The 19,766-nt window shown below is 60.9% G+C and carries 20 protein-coding genes; 12 read left to right on the top strand and 8 right to left on the bottom strand.

The features are described 5' to 3' along the window. The first annotated feature begins 212 nt into the window (after nucleotides 1–212). The 5 genes from ACYZT6_RS09880 to ACYZT6_RS09860 all read left to right on the top strand — a co-directional run bounded on the left by ACYZT6_RS09880 (nucleotide 213) and on the right by ACYZT6_RS09860 (nucleotide 4,607). On the top strand, nucleotides 213–953 hold the full coding sequence (locus tag ACYZT6_RS09880; protein ID WP_462026721.1) for a response regulator: 741 nt from the start codon (nucleotides 213–215) through the stop codon (nucleotides 951–953). Continuing rightward, nucleotides 950–2,254, top strand: coding sequence for an ATP-binding protein (locus ACYZT6_RS09875; protein ID WP_462026720.1), 1,305 nt, complete (start codon nucleotides 950–952; stop codon nucleotides 2,252–2,254). Before ACYZT6_RS09880 ends, ACYZT6_RS09875 begins: the two co-directional genes overlap by 4 nt. 190 nt (nucleotides 2,255–2,444) lie before the next feature. Continuing rightward, the gene (locus ACYZT6_RS09870) at nucleotides 2,445–3,077 is read left to right on the top strand and encodes a CDP-alcohol phosphatidyltransferase family protein (RefSeq protein ID WP_462026719.1); all 633 of its coding nucleotides are present in this window, start codon (nucleotides 2,445–2,447) and stop codon (nucleotides 3,075–3,077) included. Continuing rightward, a complete protein-coding gene (locus ACYZT6_RS09865) occupies nucleotides 3,064–3,663 on the top strand; it encodes a lysophospholipid acyltransferase family protein (RefSeq protein WP_462026718.1) in 600 nt (199 codons plus the stop codon). Before ACYZT6_RS09870 ends, ACYZT6_RS09865 begins: the two co-directional genes overlap by 14 nt. After that, on the top strand, nucleotides 3,660–4,607 hold the full coding sequence (locus ACYZT6_RS09860) for a phosphatidate cytidylyltransferase (RefSeq protein WP_462026717.1): 948 nt from the start codon (nucleotides 3,660–3,662) through the stop codon (nucleotides 4,605–4,607). Before ACYZT6_RS09865 ends, ACYZT6_RS09860 begins: the two co-directional genes overlap by 4 nt. A 172-nt stretch (nucleotides 4,608–4,779) precedes the next feature. Here ACYZT6_RS09860 and ACYZT6_RS09855 read toward each other — a convergent pair whose 3' ends face one another. The 3 genes from ACYZT6_RS09855 to ACYZT6_RS09845 form a co-directional block, all read right to left on the bottom strand. Beyond that, nucleotides 4,780–5,538: an HvfC family RiPP maturation protein gene (locus tag ACYZT6_RS09855; RefSeq protein WP_462026715.1), complete on the bottom strand. Its 759-nt coding sequence runs from the start codon at nucleotides 5,536–5,538 to the stop codon at nucleotides 4,780–4,782. Beyond that, entirely contained in the window at nucleotides 5,531–6,370 is an 840-nt protein-coding gene (locus tag ACYZT6_RS09850) for an HvfB family MNIO-type RiPP peptide maturase (protein WP_462026714.1), read from the bottom strand. Before ACYZT6_RS09850 ends, ACYZT6_RS09855 begins: the two co-directional genes overlap by 8 nt. Nucleotides 6,371–6,514: 144 nt before the next feature. Beyond that, nucleotides 6,515–7,849: an acetamidase/formamidase family protein gene (locus ACYZT6_RS09845; RefSeq protein WP_462026713.1), complete on the bottom strand. Its 1,335-nt coding sequence runs from the start codon at nucleotides 7,847–7,849 to the stop codon at nucleotides 6,515–6,517. Between the two features lie 494 nt (nucleotides 7,850–8,343). Here ACYZT6_RS09845 and ACYZT6_RS09840 point away from each other — a divergent pair, with 494 nt between their 5' ends. Both ACYZT6_RS09840 and ACYZT6_RS09835 read left to right on the top strand, forming a co-directional pair. Continuing rightward, nucleotides 8,344–9,390: a class I SAM-dependent methyltransferase gene (locus tag ACYZT6_RS09840; RefSeq protein ID WP_462026712.1), complete on the top strand. Its 1,047-nt coding sequence runs from the start codon at nucleotides 8,344–8,346 to the stop codon at nucleotides 9,388–9,390. A 207-nt stretch (nucleotides 9,391–9,597) separates the two neighbouring features. Beyond that, nucleotides 9,598–10,440: an NAD-dependent protein deacetylase gene (locus ACYZT6_RS09835; RefSeq protein WP_461981142.1), complete on the top strand. Its 843-nt coding sequence runs from the start codon at nucleotides 9,598–9,600 to the stop codon at nucleotides 10,438–10,440. Between the two features lie 117 nt (nucleotides 10,441–10,557). Here ACYZT6_RS09835 and ACYZT6_RS09830 read toward each other — a convergent pair whose 3' ends face one another. Continuing rightward, on the bottom strand, nucleotides 10,558–11,457 hold the full coding sequence (locus tag ACYZT6_RS09830) for a LysR substrate-binding domain-containing protein (RefSeq protein WP_462026711.1): 900 nt from the start codon (nucleotides 11,455–11,457) through the stop codon (nucleotides 10,558–10,560). A 240-nt stretch (nucleotides 11,458–11,697) separates the two neighbouring features. Between ACYZT6_RS09830 and ACYZT6_RS09825 the strand changes: the two genes are divergently transcribed. From ACYZT6_RS09825 to ACYZT6_RS09815, 3 genes are read left to right on the top strand one after another with little or no spacing between them, the layout of a single operon-like run. Then, complete coding sequence (locus tag ACYZT6_RS09825; protein ID WP_131063187.1) at nucleotides 11,698–12,396, top strand: CoA transferase subunit A; 699 nt, start codon at nucleotides 11,698–11,700, stop codon at nucleotides 12,394–12,396. Nucleotides 12,397–12,429: 33 nt separating this feature from the next. Beyond that, a complete protein-coding gene (locus ACYZT6_RS09820; protein WP_010455523.1) occupies nucleotides 12,430–13,095 on the top strand; it encodes a CoA transferase subunit B in 666 nt (221 codons plus the stop codon). A gap of 11 nt (nucleotides 13,096–13,106) precedes the next feature. Further along, the gene (locus ACYZT6_RS09815) at nucleotides 13,107–14,288 is read left to right on the top strand and encodes an acetyl-CoA C-acetyltransferase (protein ID WP_462026710.1); all 1,182 of its coding nucleotides are present in this window, start codon (nucleotides 13,107–13,109) and stop codon (nucleotides 14,286–14,288) included. 273 nt (nucleotides 14,289–14,561) lie between these two features. On the opposite strand, the gene ACYZT6_RS09810 is transcribed toward ACYZT6_RS09815, so the two are convergent. Then, on the bottom strand, nucleotides 14,562–15,164 hold the full coding sequence (locus ACYZT6_RS09810) for an NADPH-dependent F420 reductase (RefSeq protein ID WP_462026709.1): 603 nt from the start codon (nucleotides 15,162–15,164) through the stop codon (nucleotides 14,562–14,564). Between the two features lie 112 nt (nucleotides 15,165–15,276). On the opposite strand from ACYZT6_RS09810, the gene ACYZT6_RS09805 reads away from it, so the two are divergent. Then, entirely contained in the window at nucleotides 15,277–16,170 is an 894-nt protein-coding gene (locus tag ACYZT6_RS09805; RefSeq protein WP_462026708.1) for a LysR family transcriptional regulator, read from the top strand. Between the two features lie 132 nt (nucleotides 16,171–16,302). Here the strand turns inward: ACYZT6_RS09805 and ACYZT6_RS09800 are convergent, their stop codons facing one another. From ACYZT6_RS09800 to ACYZT6_RS09790, 3 genes are all read right to left on the bottom strand, one after another. Continuing rightward, nucleotides 16,303–17,622, bottom strand: a complete 1,320-nt coding sequence (locus tag ACYZT6_RS09800; RefSeq protein ID WP_462026707.1) for an Nramp family divalent metal transporter — start codon at nucleotides 17,620–17,622, stop codon at nucleotides 16,303–16,305. A 77-nt stretch (nucleotides 17,623–17,699) separates the two neighbouring features. Further along, a complete protein-coding gene (locus ACYZT6_RS09795) occupies nucleotides 17,700–18,224 on the bottom strand; it encodes a DUF3833 domain-containing protein (protein ID WP_462026706.1) in 525 nt (174 codons plus the stop codon). Between the two features lie 10 nt (nucleotides 18,225–18,234). Further along, entirely contained in the window at nucleotides 18,235–18,768 is a 534-nt protein-coding gene (locus tag ACYZT6_RS09790) for a chalcone isomerase family protein (RefSeq protein ID WP_462026704.1), read from the bottom strand. Nucleotides 18,769–18,931: 163 nt separating this feature from the next. On the opposite strand from ACYZT6_RS09790, the gene ACYZT6_RS09785 reads away from it, so the two are divergent. Beyond that, on the top strand, nucleotides 18,932–19,726 hold the full coding sequence (locus tag ACYZT6_RS09785) for a hypothetical protein (protein WP_462026703.1): 795 nt from the start codon (nucleotides 18,932–18,934) through the stop codon (nucleotides 19,724–19,726). The last annotated feature ends 40 nt before the right edge of the window (nucleotides 19,727–19,766 follow it).

Here is a 19,766-nt window from a genome sequence, read left to right as displayed (position 1 = left end):
TCTCGTCTGTGTCGAAAACAGCCGCGTGTAAATCGGTACGTATCAAAGTCGGCCCCTGATACAGAGCGATACAAAACCGCTGGAAAACCGCATTTTTACGTTTGCGTGTATCCGCCGCTACGCCAGATACACTGCAATACAAAGGGGGGCGGGCGAGCGGGCCAAGGCTCGATAGACTGCGCAACATCCCCCATTGATAGAGGCTTGGCCCCATGGAACACGTCGATCACATTCTCATCGTGGACGATGACCGCGAGATCCGGGAACTGGTAGGCAACTACCTCAAAAAGAACGGCCTGCGCACCACGGTCGTCGCCGACGGGCGTCAGATGCGTACCTTCCTTGACTCCACGCCGGTGGACCTGATCGTGCTCGACATCATGATGCCGGGCGACGACGGCCTGATGCTTTGCCGCGAGTTGCGCGCCGGCAAACACAAGGCCACCCCGGTGCTGATGCTCACCGCCCGCAACGACGAAACCGACCGCATCATCGGCCTGGAAATGGGCGCCGACGATTACCAGGTCAAGCCCTTCGCCGCCCGTGAACTGCTGGCGCGAATCAACGCCGTGCTGCGCCGCACGCGGATGCTGCCGCCGAACCTGGTGGTCACCGAAAGCGGCCGCCTGCTGGCGTTCGGGCGTTGGCGCCTGGACACCTCGGCGCGGCACTTGCTGGATGAAGACGGCACCATGGTCGCGCTCAGCGGCGCTGAATATCGATTGCTGCGGGTGTTCCTCGATCACCCACAGCGGGTACTCAATCGTGACCAGTTGCTGAATCTGACCCAAGGCCGCGACGCCGATCTGTTTGACCGTTCCATCGACTTGCTGGTCAGCCGTTTGCGCCAGCGCTTGCTGGACGATGCCCGCGAACCGGCCTACATCAAAACCGTGCGCAGCGAAGGCTATGTGTTTTCCCTGCCGGTGGAAGTGCTCGGTGCGCCGTCATGAACCTTTCGCTGCGTTGGCCGCGCACCCTCGCCTCCCGGTTGTCGCTGATCTTTCTGATCGGCCTGATCCTGGCCCAGGCGTTGTCCTTCGGCGCGCAGTACTACGAGCGTTACGAAAGCGCGAAAAACACCATGCTCGGCAACCTGGAAACCGACGTCTCGACCTCCATCGCGATCCTCGACCGCTTGCCGGCCGAAGAGCGCATGAGCTGGCTGCAACAACTGAACCGCCGCAACTATCGTTATTTGCTGGACGAAGGTTCACCGGGCGTGGCCATGAGGGATACGCCCATCGCGATGACCTCGATCAAAGACGCCATCGGCAAGGATTACCCGATGACCGTGACGGACATTCCCGGCGAGCAGAAACACTTTCAAGTCCACCTGAAACTCGCGGACGGCAGCCCGGTGACCATCGACGTGAGGCCATCGATGATACCGTTGTCGCCGTGGTTGCCCATCGTCCTACTGGGTCAGTTGGCGCTGATGATTCTCTGCACCTGGCTGGCCGTGCGAATCGCCATCCGCCCCCTCACCCGCCTTGCCGAGGCCGTGGACAACCTTGATCCCAACACCCACGCGGTGCACCTGGACGAAAAAGGCCCGACCGAAGTCGCCCATGCCGCCATCGCCTTCAATTCGATGCAGGCGCGCATCGCCGCGTACCTGAAGGAGCGCATGCAACTGCTGGCAGCGATTTCCCACGACCTGCAAACCCCGATCACCCGCATGAAACTGCGCGCCGAATTCATGGACGACTCCAACGAAAAAGACAAACTGTGGAACGACCTCGGCGAGATGGAGCATCTGGTGCGCGAAGGCGTGGCGTATGCCCGCAGCGTTCACGGCGCCACCGAAGAAAATCGTCGCACCGATCTGGATTCGTTCCTCGATAGCCTGGTGTTTGACTATCAGGACGTGGGCAAAGACGTGCAGCTCAGTGGCAAATGTGGCGCGGTGATCGATATCCGGCCGCATGCCTTGCGGCGGATCCTGGTGAACCTGACGGATAACGCACTGAAGTTCGCCGGGGCCGCTGAACTGAAGGTGGAAGCGAAAAATGGCAGCTTATCGGTGAAGGTCATGGATCGCGGACCGGGCATTGCCGAAGAGGAACTGGCCCACGTGATGGAACCGTTTTATCGGGTAGAGAATTCACGCAACCGCAGCACCGGCGGCACCGGTCTGGGGCTGGCGATTGCGCAGCAATTGGCATTGGCGCTCGGGGGATCGTTGACGTTGAGCAATCGTGAGGGCGGCGGGTTGTGTGCGGAGTTGAAGCTGCCCGTACGCTCTTTGTAGGAGCGAGGCTTGCCCGCGAAGAACGATGACGCGGTTCCCATTTGATACCGCGTAACGGCCTTCGCGGGCAAGCCTCGCTCCTACAGAAGCCAAACTGGCAGACCCGAAGGCAATGGAAAGCCTTTATATTGTCGGACACTGTCGCGCTACGCGCGCCGACAGCAACCGACACTTATATGGATATTGGCAAATGGATGACAACCGACGGCCCATCAAGACGCGCTCTGCGGGCTGGGCAAAACACATCACCGACCTTCTGGTGAAAAGAGACATTTCCCCCAATCAGATCTCCGTCGCCAGCATCGCCTTCGCGCTCGCCGGGGCGGTGGCGCTGATTATCGATAACGGTCTTGTCGGCTCGCTCCTCTGCGCTGTCGGCATTCAATTGCGCCTGCTGTGCAACCTCTTCGACGGGATGGTGGCGATCGAAGGCGGCAAGAAATCCGATATCGGCAGCCTCTACAACGAACTCCCCGACCGCATTGCCGACAGCTTGCTGATCGTCGCGCTGGGGTACGCCATCGGCTACTCCGATCTCGGCTGGTTTGCTGCGTTGGCCGCGGCACTGACTGCGTATGTCAGGGTGTTCGGCGGCTCGATTGGCCTGAAGCAGAGCTTCATGGGACCCATGGCCAAGCAGCATCGAATGGCCGTGATGACCGCAGGCCTCGTGCTGAATGCCGTCGAAGCCACGGTTTATGGCACTCACTACGTGCTGCTGATCGCGCTGGTCGTCATCGCCGCCGGATCCGCCGCGACCTGTGTCACGCGAACCCTGGCCATCGCACGCCAGCTGAAGGGGAATCACCATGTGGATCAGTAACGCGCTGATTTCTGTTCTTCGATTCGTCATCGGCGTCACGGCCCGCTGGGAAAGCCCGCCGGACCTGACACGCCAGCGCATCTACTTTGCCAATCACTCCAGTCACATGGACACCCTAGCAATCATCGCCGCCCTGCCACCGGAAGCCCGAGTGAACGTGAAGCCGGTTGCGGCCGCTGACTACTGGGGGAAGAACAAATTTCTGTCGTACATCTCGCAGAAAGGCCTGAATGCCGTGCTGATCGATCGTAACCCCGCGCCCGGCGTCAACGTGCTGGAGCCGATTTTTGATGTGGTGCGCGCCGGCCATTCGATCATCATCTTTCCGGAAGGCACGCGCGGCACCGAGGCGTTGCCCGGCCCTTTCAAATCGGGCCTGTACCGCTTGGCCGAGACATTCCCCGAGGTGGACCTGGTGCCCATCTACCTGGAAAACCTGCATCGCTCCATGCCAAAAGGCAAACACGTCCCGCTGCCCATCATCTGCACGATCCGTATCGGCGACCCGCTGCCACGGATCAGCGGCGAGGAAAAACAGGTGTTTCTGGATCGGGCGCGTGAAGCGATTGTGAGGTTGTCGGAATGAATCTTGATGAAAAGTTTTTGTGGTTCTTCGGCGCCATTGCCGCCCTGTTGGCGATCGCTTCGATCATCGGCCGGATACTGGCCAGGCGAGCCACAACAGAAGGCTCGATCTCGACCATCGAAAACCTCAATCAGCGTGTAAATGCCTGGTGGGGCATGGTCATCATTTTCTTCGTGTCCTACCTGCTGGGCGGGAACGCGACGGTCATTCTGTTCGGCTTCATTTCACTGTTCGCGCTCCGGGAGTTCATCACCCTGACGCCGACCCGTCTTGGCGACCATAACGCGCTGTTCTCGGCGTTTTTCATTCTGATCCCGCTGCAATACGTGCTGATCGGCACGCATTGGTATTCGCTGTTTACGCTGTTGATTCCGGTGTACGCCTTCCTGCTGTTGCCAGCGATTGCGGTGCTGAGCCAGGACACCGACGCCTTCCTGGAACGGGCGGCCAAGATTCAGTGGGGGGTGATGATTTGCGTCTACTGCATCAGCCACGCGCCTGCCCTGTTGCTGCTGGACCTGGAAGGCTTCAAGGGACAAAACGCGTTGCTGCTGTTTTACCTGGTGTTCGTCGTTCAATTGAGTGACGTGTTGCAGTACGTGTTCGGCAAACTGTTCGGCAAGCACAAGGTTGCACCGCTGGTGAGTCCGTCGAAAACAGTAGAAGGATTGGTCGGTGGTGGCCTGGCCGCTACGCTGATTGGCGGGTGCATGTTCTGGATGACACCGTTCAGTTTTTGGCAGTCGCTGCTGATGTCGCTGGTGATCGTGGTGATGGGTTTTCTGGGTGGGCTGGTGATGTCCGCCATTAAACGCAGCCTGAGTGCGAAGGATTGGGGGACGATGATCAAGGGCCATGGCGGCATGCTGGATCGGATGGATTCGATTTGCTTCGCGGCGCCGATCTTCTTTCACCTGACGCGGTATTTCTTTTCCGCCCCATAAAAATCGCAGCCTGTGAGGTCGCAAACACACCAAATACCCTTGTGGGAGCGGGCTTGCCCGCGATGACGGACTTTCAGCCAACATCAACGTTGGATGTGCCGACCTCATCGCGGGCAAGTCGAGTCGTCGCACCGCCGCTCCCACAGGTTTTTGGGTATTTGGGCAGTTGCCGTCAAGCGACGATGCCAACCACCCCTTCCCCATGCATCTGCCGCAACAATGCCGCCCCACCCTCCATAAACTCTGGCGACCCGGCGGCCCCCGCCTCCACCGCCAACCCTTCAAGCTGCGCCCGCCCATCGAACTCGGGAAATTCCTCGATTCGCTGCAACAGCCGCCACGCCAACGGGCTCAGCTCAGAAAATTTCACACTCCAGTCCTCGGCCCGACGCACCAACAATAACGTGGGTTGAGGCGGTGCAATGTCCGGCTGATGATCCGGCCCCACCAACTGCACCGGCCACGCATACGCCAACGGCCACGCCAGCGGCGACACCTGCAACGGTCGATCCAGCAACAACCCGGCATCGCTGGTCGCCAACGGTTCAGCCTCGGATTGCTGCAAGGCCATCTCGACCCACTCGTAATGCGCCAGCTCCACCATGAACGGCGGCCACACGCCCTCGCTCAATGCTTGCGGCCCGGAGGCCAGGAACTCGACGAACTCCTTGGCGATTTCACCGAATTTCGGCGTGTGCGCGCGGTAGTCCCGCAGGAAGATTCGCACCAGCGAACGCCAGTGTTCATCACCGAGAATTTTGATCAGCACCGGAAAGGTCCCGCTGAGCAGCGCCGACAGATTCGCGAAAATCAGGTCGCGGTAAACCTGGGCCCGCGCAGTGTTCATTTCGCTGGGCGGCGCGCAGTGCTCGGGATCGCGCAGGTAAAGGCCCATTGCCGTTTGCTGTTGAAAAAGATTCGACTTATCCACGGTTCACCCCCTCGGCCTGCAAACGGCGAATGGTCTGCAATTCCGCCACCAGTTCAGAAAACGCCGGGAAGTTGAAATCCCGCTCCAGCAACGTCGGTTGCGCGCCAAATCGAGCGTAAGCCTGGGCCAGCATCGACCAGACCACCGGTTTCACCGACGCGCCATGGGTGTCGATTTTCAACGTATCGGACTCATCGAAGTGCCCGGCCACGTGCATCGCCACCACCCGGCCCGCATCGATGCCCGCCAGGAAGGTCTGCGGATCGAAACCATGATTGATCGAGTTGACGTAGACATTGTTGACGTCCAGCAACAGGTCGCAATCGGCTTCACGCAGGACCGCGTTGGTGAACGTCACTTCGTCCATGTCCTGCTGGGGCGCGGCGTAGTAGGACACGTTTTCCACCGCCAGGCGCCGACCGAGAATGTCCTGCGCCTGGCGAATTCGCGCGGCCACGTGATGCACCGCTTCTTCGGTAAACGGCAGCGGCAACAAGTCGTAGAGATGACCGTCATCGCTGCAATAGCTCAGGTGCTCGCTGTACAGCGGCACGTTGTATTGATCGAGAAACACGCGGACTTCCTGGAGAAACCCGACATCCAGCGGCGACGGCCCACCCAACGACAGGGACAAGCCGTGACAGGACAACGGAAACCGCTCGGCCAGGGCACGCAACGCATGGCCATGGGCGCCGCCGATGTCGATCCAGTTCTCCGGCGCGACTTCCAGAAAGTCGAAATCGCCGTTACGGGCGGCCTGAAGGTCTTTCATTAAACCGCGACGCAGGCCAAGCCCGACGGTCGCTTTCGCTGAGGTGATGGGGGTCTGCATGATGTCGGTCTCAAGGGTTGCCAGTACGGAATCACAGTTAACCGAGGTGCTGTATCGGGGTTGTGTTCCGGTCCGGCGGTAAATCGCAGCGGTTGTATCGCCGGCGGGTCTGTACACACTTCGGTACAGACCCTTCGGCAGGCGTTACGCCAAGTCGTATTTCTCGCGCACCAGATGGCCGATGCCGATGCGATCGAGCACGTCCATCGGGCACAGGAAGGTCACGCGGACGGTGCCCGGCAAGCGGCTGATGTCGATCGAGCCGGTGATGGTCGCGCGGTTGAGCACTTCGTCATACGGCAGGCCGGTGACCGATGCGGCGCGTTTCAAGCCGTTCTCAACGGCGACGTTGAGGTTCTCGCCGCTGCCGATAAAGGTGATCGGGCCGCTCTGCTCGATGGCGTGCTGGCCCCAGCGCTCGCCCAACTCACGGACTTTCTGCCGCTGTTCGGCATTCATTGGCCGGGCCATCGGTGGCAGATCGTCGAGGTTTTGCAGAAGGATCGGCCCTTCGATCGTGAGGTTTTTCACCACTTGGACCACCACTTCGGTTTCCCCGGAGCAATCGGTGGCGTGCCCGGCGATCTCGCCGTTGCCTTGCTGGGCGTGCATGTCGCCCATGTACACCCCGGCCCCCGGCACTTTCACCGGGCAGATCAAGACGCAGCCTTCGCGAATCGAGTTGGTGTCCATGTGGCCGTCGGTCTTGGCCGCGTGCAGTTCTTCGCGGGTCATGCCGAAACGGTGCGGGGCGTTGATCAGGTATTGGCCGAAGTCGGCGCAGTTGTGCGAATCGGGCAAGTCACGGGATGGCGTGGTGCCGATGTTGCCGAGGAACGGGCGCATGTGCGCGGCAACGCCGGGGATGTCGGCGCGGGCCAGGGACAGGATCGAATGCTGGGCCGCGAACTCGGGCAGCGCCGACATTTCGGAAGCATTGCCGGCCAGTTGGTTGGCGACGTCCTGATTGACCGTCAGGCTGACCTGGTTTTGCGCATCGAACACGATCACGTAACCATGGCTGAAGCGGAACGCGCTGACCTCGGCGCCACAGTTGTTACAACGAATCGACTCTTCGCCGATGCCTTCGACATGGCTGGCCGGGTGGTCAGTGCCGCACTTGGAGCAGAATTTGGCGACGAACGGGTCGCCGTTGTAGCGCCCCTCCACGAAGCTCATGACCCCGGACGACGTCGCCAGCGAGGTGACGCGCATGCGTTTGATCTTGATTGCCACCGCATCGCCGATTTCCGCACCGGCAATGGCCACCGGTTGCGTCACTTCGTGGCCGCCCTCGAAGGCCGGCGTGATCATCGGGCCCCAACAGCCCGGCGGTGTGCCGGTGATCAGGGTGCCGCCGTCGGCGAGCGGACCGAGCATTGGCTGGCTAGGGCCGATGAGGCCGTTGGTGTACTGATCGACGCGCAGGTGATTGACGGGGGTGGATTTCAGGTCGGTTTCAGGCAGGAGCGTGGTCATTATTGTTCCCTTGGCGGAGTCACGAGCGAAGACGGCCGCCTGGTGCGACGACCTAAAAGTGCCTCGACAGCCCCGGATTTCGGGCGCTGGACAGCCTTTACAGTTCATCGCAGGTTTGTATCTGGTCTGTGTTCGGCAGTGCCGTGGTATTGAAGGGAACTGTATCGGGAAGGCGGTTGGATACAGTGCGATACACACCGCAAATCCCCTGTGGGAGCTAGCCTGCTAGCGATGGGCGTTAACGATGACGCCTGCTGTCTGAATGAACGCGGTGTCTGGACCTCCATCGCTAGCAGGCTAGCTCCCACAGGGGATCAGTGGTGTCTGGGAGATGGGCTTTCGTCGCTTCAGACGGCGGCGCATGTTCCGCGAACTAAACTTAGTGCACCCAGGACGCGGTTATCGTCCTGTTCATTCCCACGACCACCGCCCAGGGGTGAACGCCTCGAAAAACAAGGCCTCTGGACCGTGATCCTGTTGAAGGAGCACACGTGATGGACGAGGCCAGACTCAATGATTTCATGGGCAAACTGGTGAACGACATGGGCGGCGCGGCGATGCTCGCCAATGTCATCCTCGGCGAAGAGCTCGGCCTGTACCGGGCCATGGCCGACAGTCAGCCAATCACCCCTGAAACACTCGCCGACAAAACCGGCTGCAACCCCCGCCTGCTGCGCGAATGGCTCAGCGCCCACGCCGCTTCCGGTTACATGGAACACCGGGACGGCCAGTTCCGCCTGCCCGAAGAGCAAGCCCTGGCATTGGCCATCGAAGACTCACCGGTCTACATCGCGGGCGGTGTCGGGGTGGTCGCGTCGTTTTTCCATGACAAGGACAAACTGGTCAACGCCATGCGCGGCAACGGCGCCCTGGCCTGGGGCGATCACCATCCGTGCATGTTCAGCGGCACGGAGCGGTTCTTCCGGCCCGGTTACAAGGCGCATCTGATCGCCGAGTGGCTGCCGGCCCTGGAGGGTGTGGTCGCCAAACTGCAGGCGGGCGCCAAAGTCGCCGACATCGGCTGCGGCCACGGTGCTTCCACCGTGATCATGGCCCAGGCGTTCCCGGACTCGCGGTTCGTCGGTTTCGACTACCACGCACCGTCCGTCACCGTCGCCACCCAGCGCGCCGAAGAAGGTGGCGTTTCCGGGCGCGCGCGGTTCTTCCAGGGCACCGCGAAAAGCTTCCCCGGCGATGACTATGACCTGGTCTGCTACTTCGACTGCCTGCACGATATGGGCGACCCGGTGGGCGCGGCAAAACACGCCTATGAATCGCTGAAACCGGACGGCACGGTGCTGCTGGTGGAACCGTTCGCCAACGACTCCCTCGACGACAACGTCACCCCGGTTGGCCGGCTGTTCTACGCCGCGTCGACCTTTATTTGCACACCGAACTCGCTGTCCCAGGAGGTCGGACTCGGGCTCGGTGCACAGGCCGGTGAAGCGCGGTTGCGCAAGGTTTTCACCGAAGCGGGGTTCAAGAGTTTCCGCCGGGCCACGGAAACGCCGTTCAACCTGATTCTGGAGGCGCGAAAATAACCACCACTGACTGCTCGCTGCCCCCCCTGTAGCAGCTGTCGAGTGAAACGAGGCTGCGATCTTTTGACGTTGGTTTTTAAAAAACAAGATCAAAAGATCGCAGCCTCGTTTCACTCGACAGCTGCTACAGGGGATCGAGGGGATTGCGTTCGGGCAGGTTAGCAAGTGCTACCCTGCAAACACTCAAGGTCCACCGGAGTGTTGAACATGCTCGACCGCCGCATCCGCGAACAACTCGATCGGCTCCAGCAGCTGATGGCCGATCAACCGTTTGTGGTGCTGACCGGCGCCGGCATCAGCACCCCGTCGGGCATTCCGGACTACCGCGACAACCAGGGCGTGCGCCGCGGCCGGCAACCGATGATGTATCAGGAGTTTCTGTCGGCCCCGGAATCACGCCGACGCTACTGGGCGCGGGCGATGCTCGGCTGGCCGCGCGTGCGCCAGGCTCAGCCGAACGTGGCCCACGAAGCCTTGGCCAGCTTGCAAAGTACGCGGCAGATCAGCGGGCTGATTACCCAGAACGTCGACACCCTGCACGACCAGGCCGGCAGCCATGATGTGATCGAACTCCACGGCAGCCTGCACCGGGTGTTGTGCCTGGACTGCGGGCAGCGCAGCGAGCGGGATTCGATTCAGCAATTGATGGAAGCGCAGAATCCCTATCTGGCCGGAGTCGATGCGGTGCAGGCGCCGGATGGCGACACGCTGCTGGATGCGGCGTTCGAGGCGCGGTTCCAGGTGCCGCACTGTCCGCATTGCGCGGGGGAGCGGATGAAACCGGACGTGGTGTTTTTTGGCGAGAATGTGGCGCAGGTGACGGCCGCCAAAGCGATGGCTGCGGTGGAACAGGCTGCGGGGTTGTTGGTGGTGGGGTCGTCGCTGATGGCGTATTCGGCATTTCGGTTATGCCGGGTGGTCGCGGATCAGGGGAAGCCGTTGATTGCGATCAATCTGGGCAAGACTCGGGCGGATGATCTCCTCGACCTGAAGATTGAAGCCTCCTGCGAACAGCTGTTGCCTTTGCTGGCCCAGCGCCTCTCTTCCTGATCACCCAGAAACCCTGTGGGAGCGGGCTTGCCCGCGATGAGGCCGACACATCCAAAATATTTATCGACTGACACACCGCCATCGCGGGCAAGCCCGCTCCCACAGGGTCTAGGTTGATCAGGAAGACAATCGTTGGCCAAGGTTTTCGGCCTTGAGGATATCGAACAACGCCTGCGCCGCCGCCGACAGTTCCACCCCAGGCTTGGTCAGCACCCCGATCGCCCGCTCCACCACCGGGTCGCGCAAGGTAATGCACCGCGCGCCCAGCTCGCGCATCTGCCCCGCGCACAACGCCGGCACCGCGCTCACGCCCAACCCGCTGGCCACCATTCGCCCGACCGTCGCCAGTTGATGGCTCTCGAACTCCACCGGCAATTTCATCCCACGCGCCTGCAAGTGTTCTTCCAGCATCACCCGCACCGTCGACGGGCGCTGCAAGGTAATGAACGGTTCCTTGAGCAAGGTCTGCCAATCGATGTCTTGCCGTTCGGCCAACGGCGAATCGTCCGGCACCACGGCAACAAAACGGTCCCTATACAACGGCGTGAATTCCAGGGATGAACTCTGCGTCGGCTCAAACGCGACCCCCAGTTCCACCTGCCGGTCGCGCACCATTTCCAGCACTTGTTCGTTGATCACGTCGTTCACCGTGACGTTGACTTTGGGATAACGGGCGCGAAAGGTCTTGAGGATCGGCGGCAGCAGATTGCCGGCAAATGAGGGCATCGCCGCCAGGGTCACGCGTCCGCGCTGGAGGGTGAAGCGTTGGCGCAGCTCATCCTCGGCATTGTCCCAGTCCGCAATCAACCGGCGCGCCAGTGGCACCAATGATTCGCCTTCGGCCGTCAACGCCACATTGCGCGTGTTGCGGGTGAACAACCGCCCGCCCAGCCCCTCCTCCAGGGCCTTGATGGTCAGGCTCAATGCCGATTGCGACAGGTGCAACCGTTCGCAGGCTACGGCAAAGCTCAGGCTCTGGGCCACGGCCAGGAATGCGCGGATCTGCTTGACTGTCATCTCGCTTCGCTCCAGTTGTACGCTACAAGCTTTAAGCTGCAAGGAGTCTGTGGGAGCACGGCTTGCCGGCGATGGCGTTCTGGAGATCGCCTTCGCGAGCAGGCTCGCTCCTACAAGGGTAATTGGTGAGTTTTATCTATCAATCAACCTTAAAAATCAACTTAACAAATGAATTTGTCAGCGCGACACTCACTTCCACTACGGCTAGCCAGCCGCCCACAAAGAATAAAAGAGGTGCATATGGCAGGTTTCGACAAGCGCGTGAGTTCCTATGAGGAAGCTCTGGCAGGTCTTGAAGACGGCATGACCGTGATCGCCGGCGGCTTCGGCCTGTGCGGGATCCCGGAAAACCTGATCGCCGAGATCAAGCGCAAAGGCACCCGTGACCTCACCGTGGTTTCCAACAATTGCGGCGTCGACGGTTTCGGCCTCGGTGTGCTGCTGGAAGACCGGCAGATCAAAAAAGTCGTGGCCTCCTACGTTGGCGAGAACAAGCTGTTCGAAGACCAACTGCTGAAAGGCGAAATCGAAGTCGTCCTGACCCCGCAAGGCACCCTCGCTGAAAAAATGCGCGCAGGCGGTGCCGGCATCCCCGCTTTCTTCACCGCCACCGGTGTTGGCACCCCCGTTGCCGACGGCAAGGAAGTGCGCGAATTCCATGGTCGCCAGTACCTGATGGAAGAATCCATCACCGGTGACTTCGCCATCGTCAAAGGCTGGAAAGCCGACCATTTCGGCAACGTGATCTATCGCCACACCGCCCAGAACTTCAACCCGCTGGCTGCCACTGCCGGCAAGATCACCGTGGTCGAAGTCGAAGAAATCGTCGAACCCGGCGAGCTGGACCCGTCGCAGATCCACACCCCTGGCATCTACGTCGACCGGGTCATTTGCGGCACATTCGAGAAGCGCATCGAACAGCGCACCGTGCGTAAGTGATCTCCAGCCCCCGGACTTGAAGGAAAAATAACAATGGCACTTTCCCGCGAACAAATGGCTCAACGCGTCGCCCGCGAAATGCAGGACGGCTTTTACGTGAACCTGGGCATCGGCATTCCGACCCTCGTCGCCAACTACATCCCTGAAGGCATGGAAGTCATGCTGCAGTCGGAAAACGGCCTGCTCGGCATGGGCCCCTTTCCTACTGAAGAAACCATCGATGCCGACATGATCAACGCCGGCAAGCAAACCGTGACCGCGCGTATCGGCGCGTCGATCTTTTCCTCGGCCGAGTCCTTCGCGATGATTCGCGGTGGTCATGTCGACCTGACCGTGCTGGGCGCCTTTGAAGTTGATGTGCAAGGCAACATCGCCTCGTGGATGATCCCGGGCAAGCTGGTCAAGGGCATGGGCGGCGCGATGGACCTGGTGGCCGGTGCAGACAACATCATCGTCATCATGACCCACGCGTCCAAGGACGGTGAGTCCAAACTCCTGTCCAAATGCAGCCTGCCGCTGACCGGCGCCGGGTGCATCAAGCGTGTGCTGACTGACCTGGCTTATCTTGAAATCGAAAACGGCGCGTTCATTCTCAAAGAACGTGCGCCGGGCGTCAGCGTCGAAGAGATTGTCGCCAAGACCGCCGGTAAACTGATCGTGCCGGATCACGTTCCGGAAATGCAGTTCGCTGCCCAGTGAGGAATCATTCCATGCAAGAAGTCGTCATTGTCGCCGCCACCCGTACTGCCATTGGCAGTTTCCAGGGTGCCTTGGCGAATGTTTCCGCCGTTGACCTCGGCGCTGCGGTAATCCGTCAGTTGCTGGCGCAAACCGGCCTGGACGTTGCCGAAGTTGATGAAGTGATCATGGGCCAGGTATTGACCGCCGGTGCCGGGCAAAACCCTGCGCGCCAGTCCGCGATCAAGGCCGGCCTGCCGTTTACCGTGCCGGCCATGACCCTGAACAAGGTCTGCGGCTCGGGCTTGAAAGCGCTGCACCTGGCTACTCAGGCGATTCGCTGCGGCGACGCCGACGTGATCATTGCCGGCGGCCAGGAAAACATGAGCCTGTCCAACTACGTCATGCCCGGTGCCCGCACCGGTCTGCGCATGGGTCACGCGCAAATCGTCGACACCATGATCAGCGACGGCCTGTGGGATGCGTTCAACGGTTACCACATGGGCATCACCGCCGAGAACCTGGCGGACAAGTACAGCCTGACCCGCGAGCAACAGGACGCCTTCGCCGCGGCCTCGCAGCAGAAAGCCACGGCTGCCATCGAAGCCGGGCGTTTTGTCGATGAGATCACGCCGATCCTGATTCCTCAGCGCAAGGGCGATCCGCTGTCCTTCGCCACCGATGAGCAGCCACGCGCCGGCACCACCGCTGAAGCGCTGGGCAAACTGAAACCGGCCTTCAAGAAGGACGGTTCGGTGACCGCCGGTAACGCCTCGTCCCTGAACGACGGTGCCGCCGCCGTGATCCTGATGAGCGCCGACAAGGCCAAGGCTCTGGGCCTGCCAGTGCTGGCGAAAATCGCTGCTTACGCCAACGCGGGCGTTGACCCGGCAATCATGGGCATCGGCCCGGTATCGGCTACTCGTCGTTGCTTGAGCAAGGCCGGCTGGTCCATCGACCAACTGGACCTGATCGAAGCCAACGAAGCCTTCGCCGCGCAATCCCTGGCGGTGGCCAAGGACCTGGAATGGGACTTGAACAAGGTCAACGTCAACGGCGGCGCCATCGCCCTGGGTCACCCGATCGGTGCGTCGGGTTGCCGGGTGCTGGTGACCTTGCTGCACGAAATGATCAAGCGTGACGCCAAGAAAGGCCTCGCCACCTTGTGCATCGGTGGCGGTCAGGGTGTAGCGCTGGCGATCGAGCGGGCGTAAAGCGTTCAACAGACTGCGCGGGGACCCACGAAGAGCTGCCGCGGTCTGGCAAAACACCCGGTGCGACTCATGTCGCACCGGGTCCTACAGTCAGTCACAAATCTGCACCGCACCACATACTTTGTAGCAGCTGGCGAAGCCTGCGTTCGGCTGCGAAGCAGTCGTAAAATCAGGCAATGCGGTGTATCAGAAAGACCATGTACTCAGGTTTCACGACTGCTTCGCAGCCGAACGCAGCCTCGCGCTGCTCGGCAGCTGCTACAGGTCGTGGTTTCAGGCAAATTTCACCAGGTTCAGCGTGGGCAACGGTCCGCCCGGAAACTGCGCCAGTCGCGCGCCGACACTCAATTCCCCAAGATCAATCCCGAAGAAGCCCAATCGCTCGGTCAACCCGATCACTTGTGCGTTCGCCTCGGCATTGTCGCCAGACACAAACAGCACCCTTTGACCGCCCTCCGCCGCCGGATCGCTCTCCAGCAAACGCGCCGCCAGATGATTGAACGCCTTGACCACTCGCGCTCCGGTCACCCACTCGGCAAATACTTCGCTCGACATCCGCCCGTTCAGATCAACCGCTTTGAACAACGGCGCCTCAATCGAATTGTTGGCGTCGATGACGATCCGCCCGCCGAAATCCGGCAGGCCGGCCAATGCGAGCGGCAGCTTCGACCAGTTGACCGCCACCAGCACGATCGCTTGGGCAGCGGCTTCTTCACGGGTGCCGGCGCGTGCCGTCGGCCCGAGTTCTTGCACCAGCGCGGCCAGGCTTTCGGGGCCACGGCTGTTGGCGATCACGACTTCAATGCCTTGGCGCGAAAGGGCCCGGGCAAAGGCTGAGCCGATGGCGCCGGCACCGATGATTCCAATTGTGTTCATGATTGTTTACTCCGAGGGGTTGTCGTTGGAGTGAATACTGCGCTTGCGATTAGGGCTTGATTAGGCGGTAATGCCTTGAATGTTTTTCAAGCATTGCTATCAGGTGCAAGCCATGGAAACCCTCGCCAACCTTGAGTCTTTTGTCCGCAGTGCCGAAACCGGCAGCTTTTCTGCGGCGGCACGTTTGCTCGCGCTGACACCCGCTGCCGTCAGCCGCAACGTGGCGATGTTGGAAAGGAACATCGGTGTGCGACTGTTCCAGCGCTCGACCCGCAAGCTATCGCTGACCGAGGCGGGTGAACGTTTTCTGGCGAGCATCGGCGGTAATTTGCAGGCATTGCAGTCGGCGATCAGCGCGGTGAGCAGCGATCAAGGTGAACCTGCCGGGGTGCTCAAGGTCAGCCTGGCGCCGACGTTTGGCATCGGTCATGTGCTGCCGTTGCTGCCGGAATTCCTCAAGCGTTACCCGCTGGTCAAACCGGAATGGCACTTCGAAAACCGTCAGGTGGACCTGATTGCCGAGGGGTATGACGCGGCCATTGGCGGCGGTTTCGAGTTGACGCCTGGGGTCATCTCTCGAACATTGGCGGCGGCGGATATCGTGGCCGTGGCTTCACCGGGCTACCTTGCGCAACACAGCCTGCCCGACAACCCGGCAGACCTGGCCCGATTGCATGGCATCGTGATGCGCGGCACCCGCACCGGACGGATCCGGCAGTGGGTCATGCAGGATGGTGCGGGCAATGAGGCGCAGGCGATTTTGAACGAAAACATCGTCCTAAATGACCCGGCTGCCATGCGTGAGGCGGCGATCCTCGGTTTGGGCGTGTCGCTGCTGGTGTTGCCGGACGTGGCCGCGAATATCCAGCGCGGCGAACTGGTGCGCCTGCTGCCCGATTGGCATGCCGACGCGGGGCCGATTTCGTTGTACTACCCGAGCCGGACGTTGATGCCGGCCAAGACCCGGGTGTTCATTGATTTTGTGGTTGATGCATTTCAGAAATAGACCGCGTCATCGTTCATCGCGGGCAAGTCGAATCGTCGCACCGCCGCTCCCACAGGGATCGTCAAGCGCCACAAATGTGTATACGACGACTAACCTGTGGGAGCGGGCTTGCCCGCGATGAGGCCAGCCCAGTCACCCGAGAAACTGAAAGATCAGCCAGCTATTCGCCCCACTGATCACCACAAACAACCCCCAAGCCAACACCCGCGTCGGCCAGCGATTCACCAACGCCCCCATCAATGCGTGATCGTTGGTCATGCGAATCAACGGATACAACGCGAACGGCAACTGCAAACTCAGCACCACCTGACTCAACACCAGCAGCTTGCCGATCGCGTTGTCGCCCATCAGCCAGACGCCGATAAACGCCGGGATCAACGCCAGCCCCCGGGTAATCAGCCGCCGTTGCCAGCAAGGAATCCGCAGGTTCAGATAGCCCTCCATGATCACCTGCCCCGCGATTGTCCCGGTAAAGGTCGAGCTCTGCCCGGAAGCGAGCAACGCGACCCCGAACAACACGCTGGCCAACGCACCGCCCACCAGCGGATCGAGCAAGTGATAGGCATCCTGGATGTCGACCACATCGGTATGCCCGCTCTTGTGAAACGCCGCCGCGGCGAGGATCAGGATCGCCGCATTGACCAGCAGCGCCAAGGCCAGTGAGCCAATGGTATCGATCCGCGCCAGTTTGACCGCATCCTGCTTGCTGGCCAGGTCCTTGCCGATCATTCGGGTCTGTACGATCGAGGTGTGCAGGTACAAGTTATGCGGCATCACCGTGGCCCCGAGAATGCCGATGGCCAGGTACAGCGGCGCGGCATCGCCAAGGGCTGACAGGGACGGCGTAAAACCACGGGCGACATCAGGCCAGTAGGGCTTGATCAGCAGCAACTCGACGAAGAAGCACACGCCGATGGTGCTCACCAGCACCAGCATGATCGCCTCCAATCGGCGGAAACCGCGGTTTTGCAGGGCCAGCACCAACAACGTGTCGAACGCGGTCAGCGCAATGCCAACGGTCAGCGAACAGCCCAGCAGCAGATGGAAGGCCAGTGCACAGCCGAGCACTTCCGCCAGATCGGTGGCGATGATCGAGATTTCCGCCAGCACCCATTGAGTCCGCGCGGTCCGCGTGCTGTAGCGCTCCCGGGACAGTTGCGCCAGGTCACGACCGGTGGCGATGCCCAGGCGCGAACACAGACACTGCACCACCATCCCCGCCAGGCTCGCCAGCAGCACCACGAACAACAGGCTGTAACCAAACCGCGAACCCGCCTCGATGGCGGTGGCCCAATTGCCCGGGTCCATGTAGCCGATGGACACCAGCAAACCGGGACCGGCAAAGCGCAGGACCCGTTTGAAGAACGACGCACGCGGGTCAACCGCAACGCTGCCGGCCACTTCCGGAGGACAAAACGGCGCCGTGCCGATTTTGGGCAAACTGAATTTCACGCAAACATCCGTCGACAGGTGGAAAAACGCAGCTTAGACGTTTCAGCCTGTGCGCCCAAGGGGCAAATGCCCGAGTATCAGGCGCCGTGTCGGCGGAAGAACAACGTCACCTGGCCTAACTCAACGCCGAACTTGGTCATGGCGGAGCGGTTGGCCATGGTGTTTTCGTCCAGCAAGTACATCCAGTCATCGAAATGCACCTGGTAGACCTTGTCATCCACCGGCAGGCTGAGCTCATAGCGCCAGTGCAAAGCGTTGCCGGCCACCTCACCGCGAGATTCCCCGACCACATCGCCGGCCGTGCCGCGCCAACGGCCTGGACCGTCAGGGTACAACGTCCACACGCGGGTCTGTTTCGTGCCGTCGCTGTAGGTAAAGGCTTCATGCATGATCAGGTTCTGGCCGTCCATTCGACTGTTGATCAACACATGAAAACGCTTGATCACCTCGCCCGAGCGTTTCTGGAACATTCCCCAGCCATCCACTCGCCCGACGAAGAACCCCGGCAGATCGAGCTTGGGGGTTTGCTCGCTGTAGCGCTGCACATCAACGCTGCAACCGGCCAGGCAGACGAACAACACCAGCAGCAGTTTCTTCAGCATGTCATGCACCTCAAGGATTGGCGCTGCCCAGCAACTGCTGGCGCAACTCGGGATTACGCGTACGTGGGTCGAGCCAGATAGCGAAAAAGGCCCGAGCGAATTGCAAGTCTTTCACTTCGTGTTGCAGTTGCTGGCCGACAAAGAACCGCGCGCCCTGTCCCGGCAAATAAATGCCAGTAATGCGGGTGCCGGCTTTTACATCGACGAACGACTGTTGCATCTGCACCTTCCAGCGCTCGAGTTGCTCGGTGCTGACCGAGGCGCCGGACAATCGCTTGATTTCATCGACACTGGCCTGCACCAGATCATCGCGGGAAATGCTGCGTTGATAGATCAGTTCCAGGGCAAACGGCTGGTCCAGCGCCAATGGCCGTGCCGCACTCCAGAGCCGGGCGTTGTAGACATCAAACCCAAACACCTGAAACTCGCCGGCGCCGATAATCTGCGCACCGGGCAATGCCTCCTGCCAATTGGCCAGGGCCTGGGTGCCTAACAATCCCAGCAACAACACACTGTGGTGCAGGCGAAACCGGGGTCTGTTCATCGCAATCTTTTTACCGTGGGAACCTGCTAAAAACTTATACGCAAAGCATCTATTTGTACAATTATTTGACCGATGGCTTTGTATACAAAATCCATTAAGTTCTAGAGCAATTCAACGTCCGCGGTGCTAACGTTGGCGCCTCACTCAGGTCGGAGACGCGTGCGTGTTGATGCTTAAACTGGTGGTGATTCCTGGTTTTCTGTTGCTGATTTCCCTCGCGGGTAAACGCTGGGGCCCGAGCGTGGCCGGTTGGCTGTCGGGATTGCCGGTGGTGGTCGGGCCGATTCTGTTCTTCCTCGCCATCGAGCAAGGCGAAGTGTTTGCCGCGCAGTCAGCGACGGCGGCGTTGTCAGCGATGTTCGCGATGATTGCCTTCTGCGTGACCTACGCCCAGGTCGCTCAACGGGCGGGATGGCCATGGGCATTAACGATTTCACTGCTGGTCTGGGCGACCGTGGCGGTGGTGCTCTCGCTAATACCGCCCTCGCTGGCGTTCTCGGTGATCGCGGCCGCCACCGCACTGTTGGCGGCGCCGTACCTGTTTCCCAGCGTGCAACCCATCGTTTCCGGTCCAGCGCCAAAGTCCGACAAACTGCTGCTGCGCATGATTGCCGGCGCCCTGCTCACCCTCGCCGTGACGTTACTCGCCAGCACCGTCGGCGAAGGCTGGAGCGGTCTGCTCGCGGTGTTCCCGGTGCTCGGCAGCGTGATGGCGGTGTTTTCCCAGCAAACTCGCGGCCCGGCGTTTACCGCCGCATTGTTGCGGGCGACCGCGACCGGCATGTATTCGTTCGCGGCGTTTTGCCTGGTGTTGGCGCTGGCGTTGCCCGAGATGGGCATGAGCGCGTTTGCGCTGGGGGTTGCGGTGTCCGTGGGCATGCTGGGAATCACCCGGCGCTTGCTGGCGCGACCGGTCAACCCGACGACCGTGGCTGGACGATCAGCGATCAAACGCTAAGCTCCATCACATCCAGAGGGCCAGGATGTCGCCCGCTACG

It is taken from the genome of Pseudomonas sp. RT6P73 (assembly GCF_054897715.1).
The sequence above is the reverse complement of the archived record's forward strand: the minus strand, read 5'-3'. Positions and strand labels throughout refer to the sequence as shown.

What these genes read in the sequence shown, in the direction of transcription:
- ACYZT6_RS09880 (WP_462026721.1), top strand. Translation starts at nt 213, where the DNA reads ATGGAACACGTCGATCACATTCTCATCGTGGACGATGACCGCGAGATC.
- ACYZT6_RS09875 (WP_462026720.1), top strand. Translation starts at nt 950, where the DNA reads ATGAACCTTTCGCTGCGTTGGCCGCGCACCCTCGCCTCCCGGTTGTCG.
- ACYZT6_RS09870 (WP_462026719.1), top strand. Translation starts at nt 2,445, where the DNA reads ATGGATGACAACCGACGGCCCATCAAGACGCGCTCTGCGGGCTGGGCA.
- ACYZT6_RS09865 (WP_462026718.1), top strand. Translation starts at nt 3,064, where the DNA reads ATGTGGATCAGTAACGCGCTGATTTCTGTTCTTCGATTCGTCATCGGC.
- ACYZT6_RS09860 (WP_462026717.1), top strand. Translation starts at nt 3,660, where the DNA reads ATGAATCTTGATGAAAAGTTTTTGTGGTTCTTCGGCGCCATTGCCGCC.
- ACYZT6_RS09850 (WP_462026714.1), bottom strand. Translation starts at nt 6,370, where the DNA reads ATGCAGACCCCCATCACCTCAGCGAAAGCGACCGTCGGGCTTGGCCTG.
- ACYZT6_RS09845 (WP_462026713.1), bottom strand. Translation starts at nt 7,849, where the DNA reads ATGACCACGCTCCTGCCTGAAACCGACCTGAAATCCACCCCCGTCAAT.
- ACYZT6_RS09840 (WP_462026712.1), top strand. Translation starts at nt 8,344, where the DNA reads ATGGACGAGGCCAGACTCAATGATTTCATGGGCAAACTGGTGAACGAC.
- ACYZT6_RS09835 (WP_461981142.1), top strand. Translation starts at nt 9,598, where the DNA reads ATGCTCGACCGCCGCATCCGCGAACAACTCGATCGGCTCCAGCAGCTG.
- ACYZT6_RS09830 (WP_462026711.1), bottom strand. Translation starts at nt 11,457, where the DNA reads ATGACAGTCAAGCAGATCCGCGCATTCCTGGCCGTGGCCCAGAGCCTG.
- ACYZT6_RS09825 (WP_131063187.1), top strand. Translation starts at nt 11,698, where the DNA reads ATGGCAGGTTTCGACAAGCGCGTGAGTTCCTATGAGGAAGCTCTGGCA.
- ACYZT6_RS09820 (WP_010455523.1), top strand. Translation starts at nt 12,430, where the DNA reads ATGGCACTTTCCCGCGAACAAATGGCTCAACGCGTCGCCCGCGAAATG.
- ACYZT6_RS09815 (WP_462026710.1), top strand. Translation starts at nt 13,107, where the DNA reads ATGCAAGAAGTCGTCATTGTCGCCGCCACCCGTACTGCCATTGGCAGT.
- ACYZT6_RS09810 (WP_462026709.1), bottom strand. Translation starts at nt 15,164, where the DNA reads ATGAACACAATTGGAATCATCGGTGCCGGCGCCATCGGCTCAGCCTTT.
- ACYZT6_RS09805 (WP_462026708.1), top strand. Translation starts at nt 15,277, where the DNA reads ATGGAAACCCTCGCCAACCTTGAGTCTTTTGTCCGCAGTGCCGAAACC.
- ACYZT6_RS09795 (WP_462026706.1), bottom strand. Translation starts at nt 18,224, where the DNA reads ATGCTGAAGAAACTGCTGCTGGTGTTGTTCGTCTGCCTGGCCGGTTGC.
- ACYZT6_RS09790 (WP_462026704.1), bottom strand. Translation starts at nt 18,768, where the DNA reads ATGAACAGACCCCGGTTTCGCCTGCACCACAGTGTGTTGTTGCTGGGA.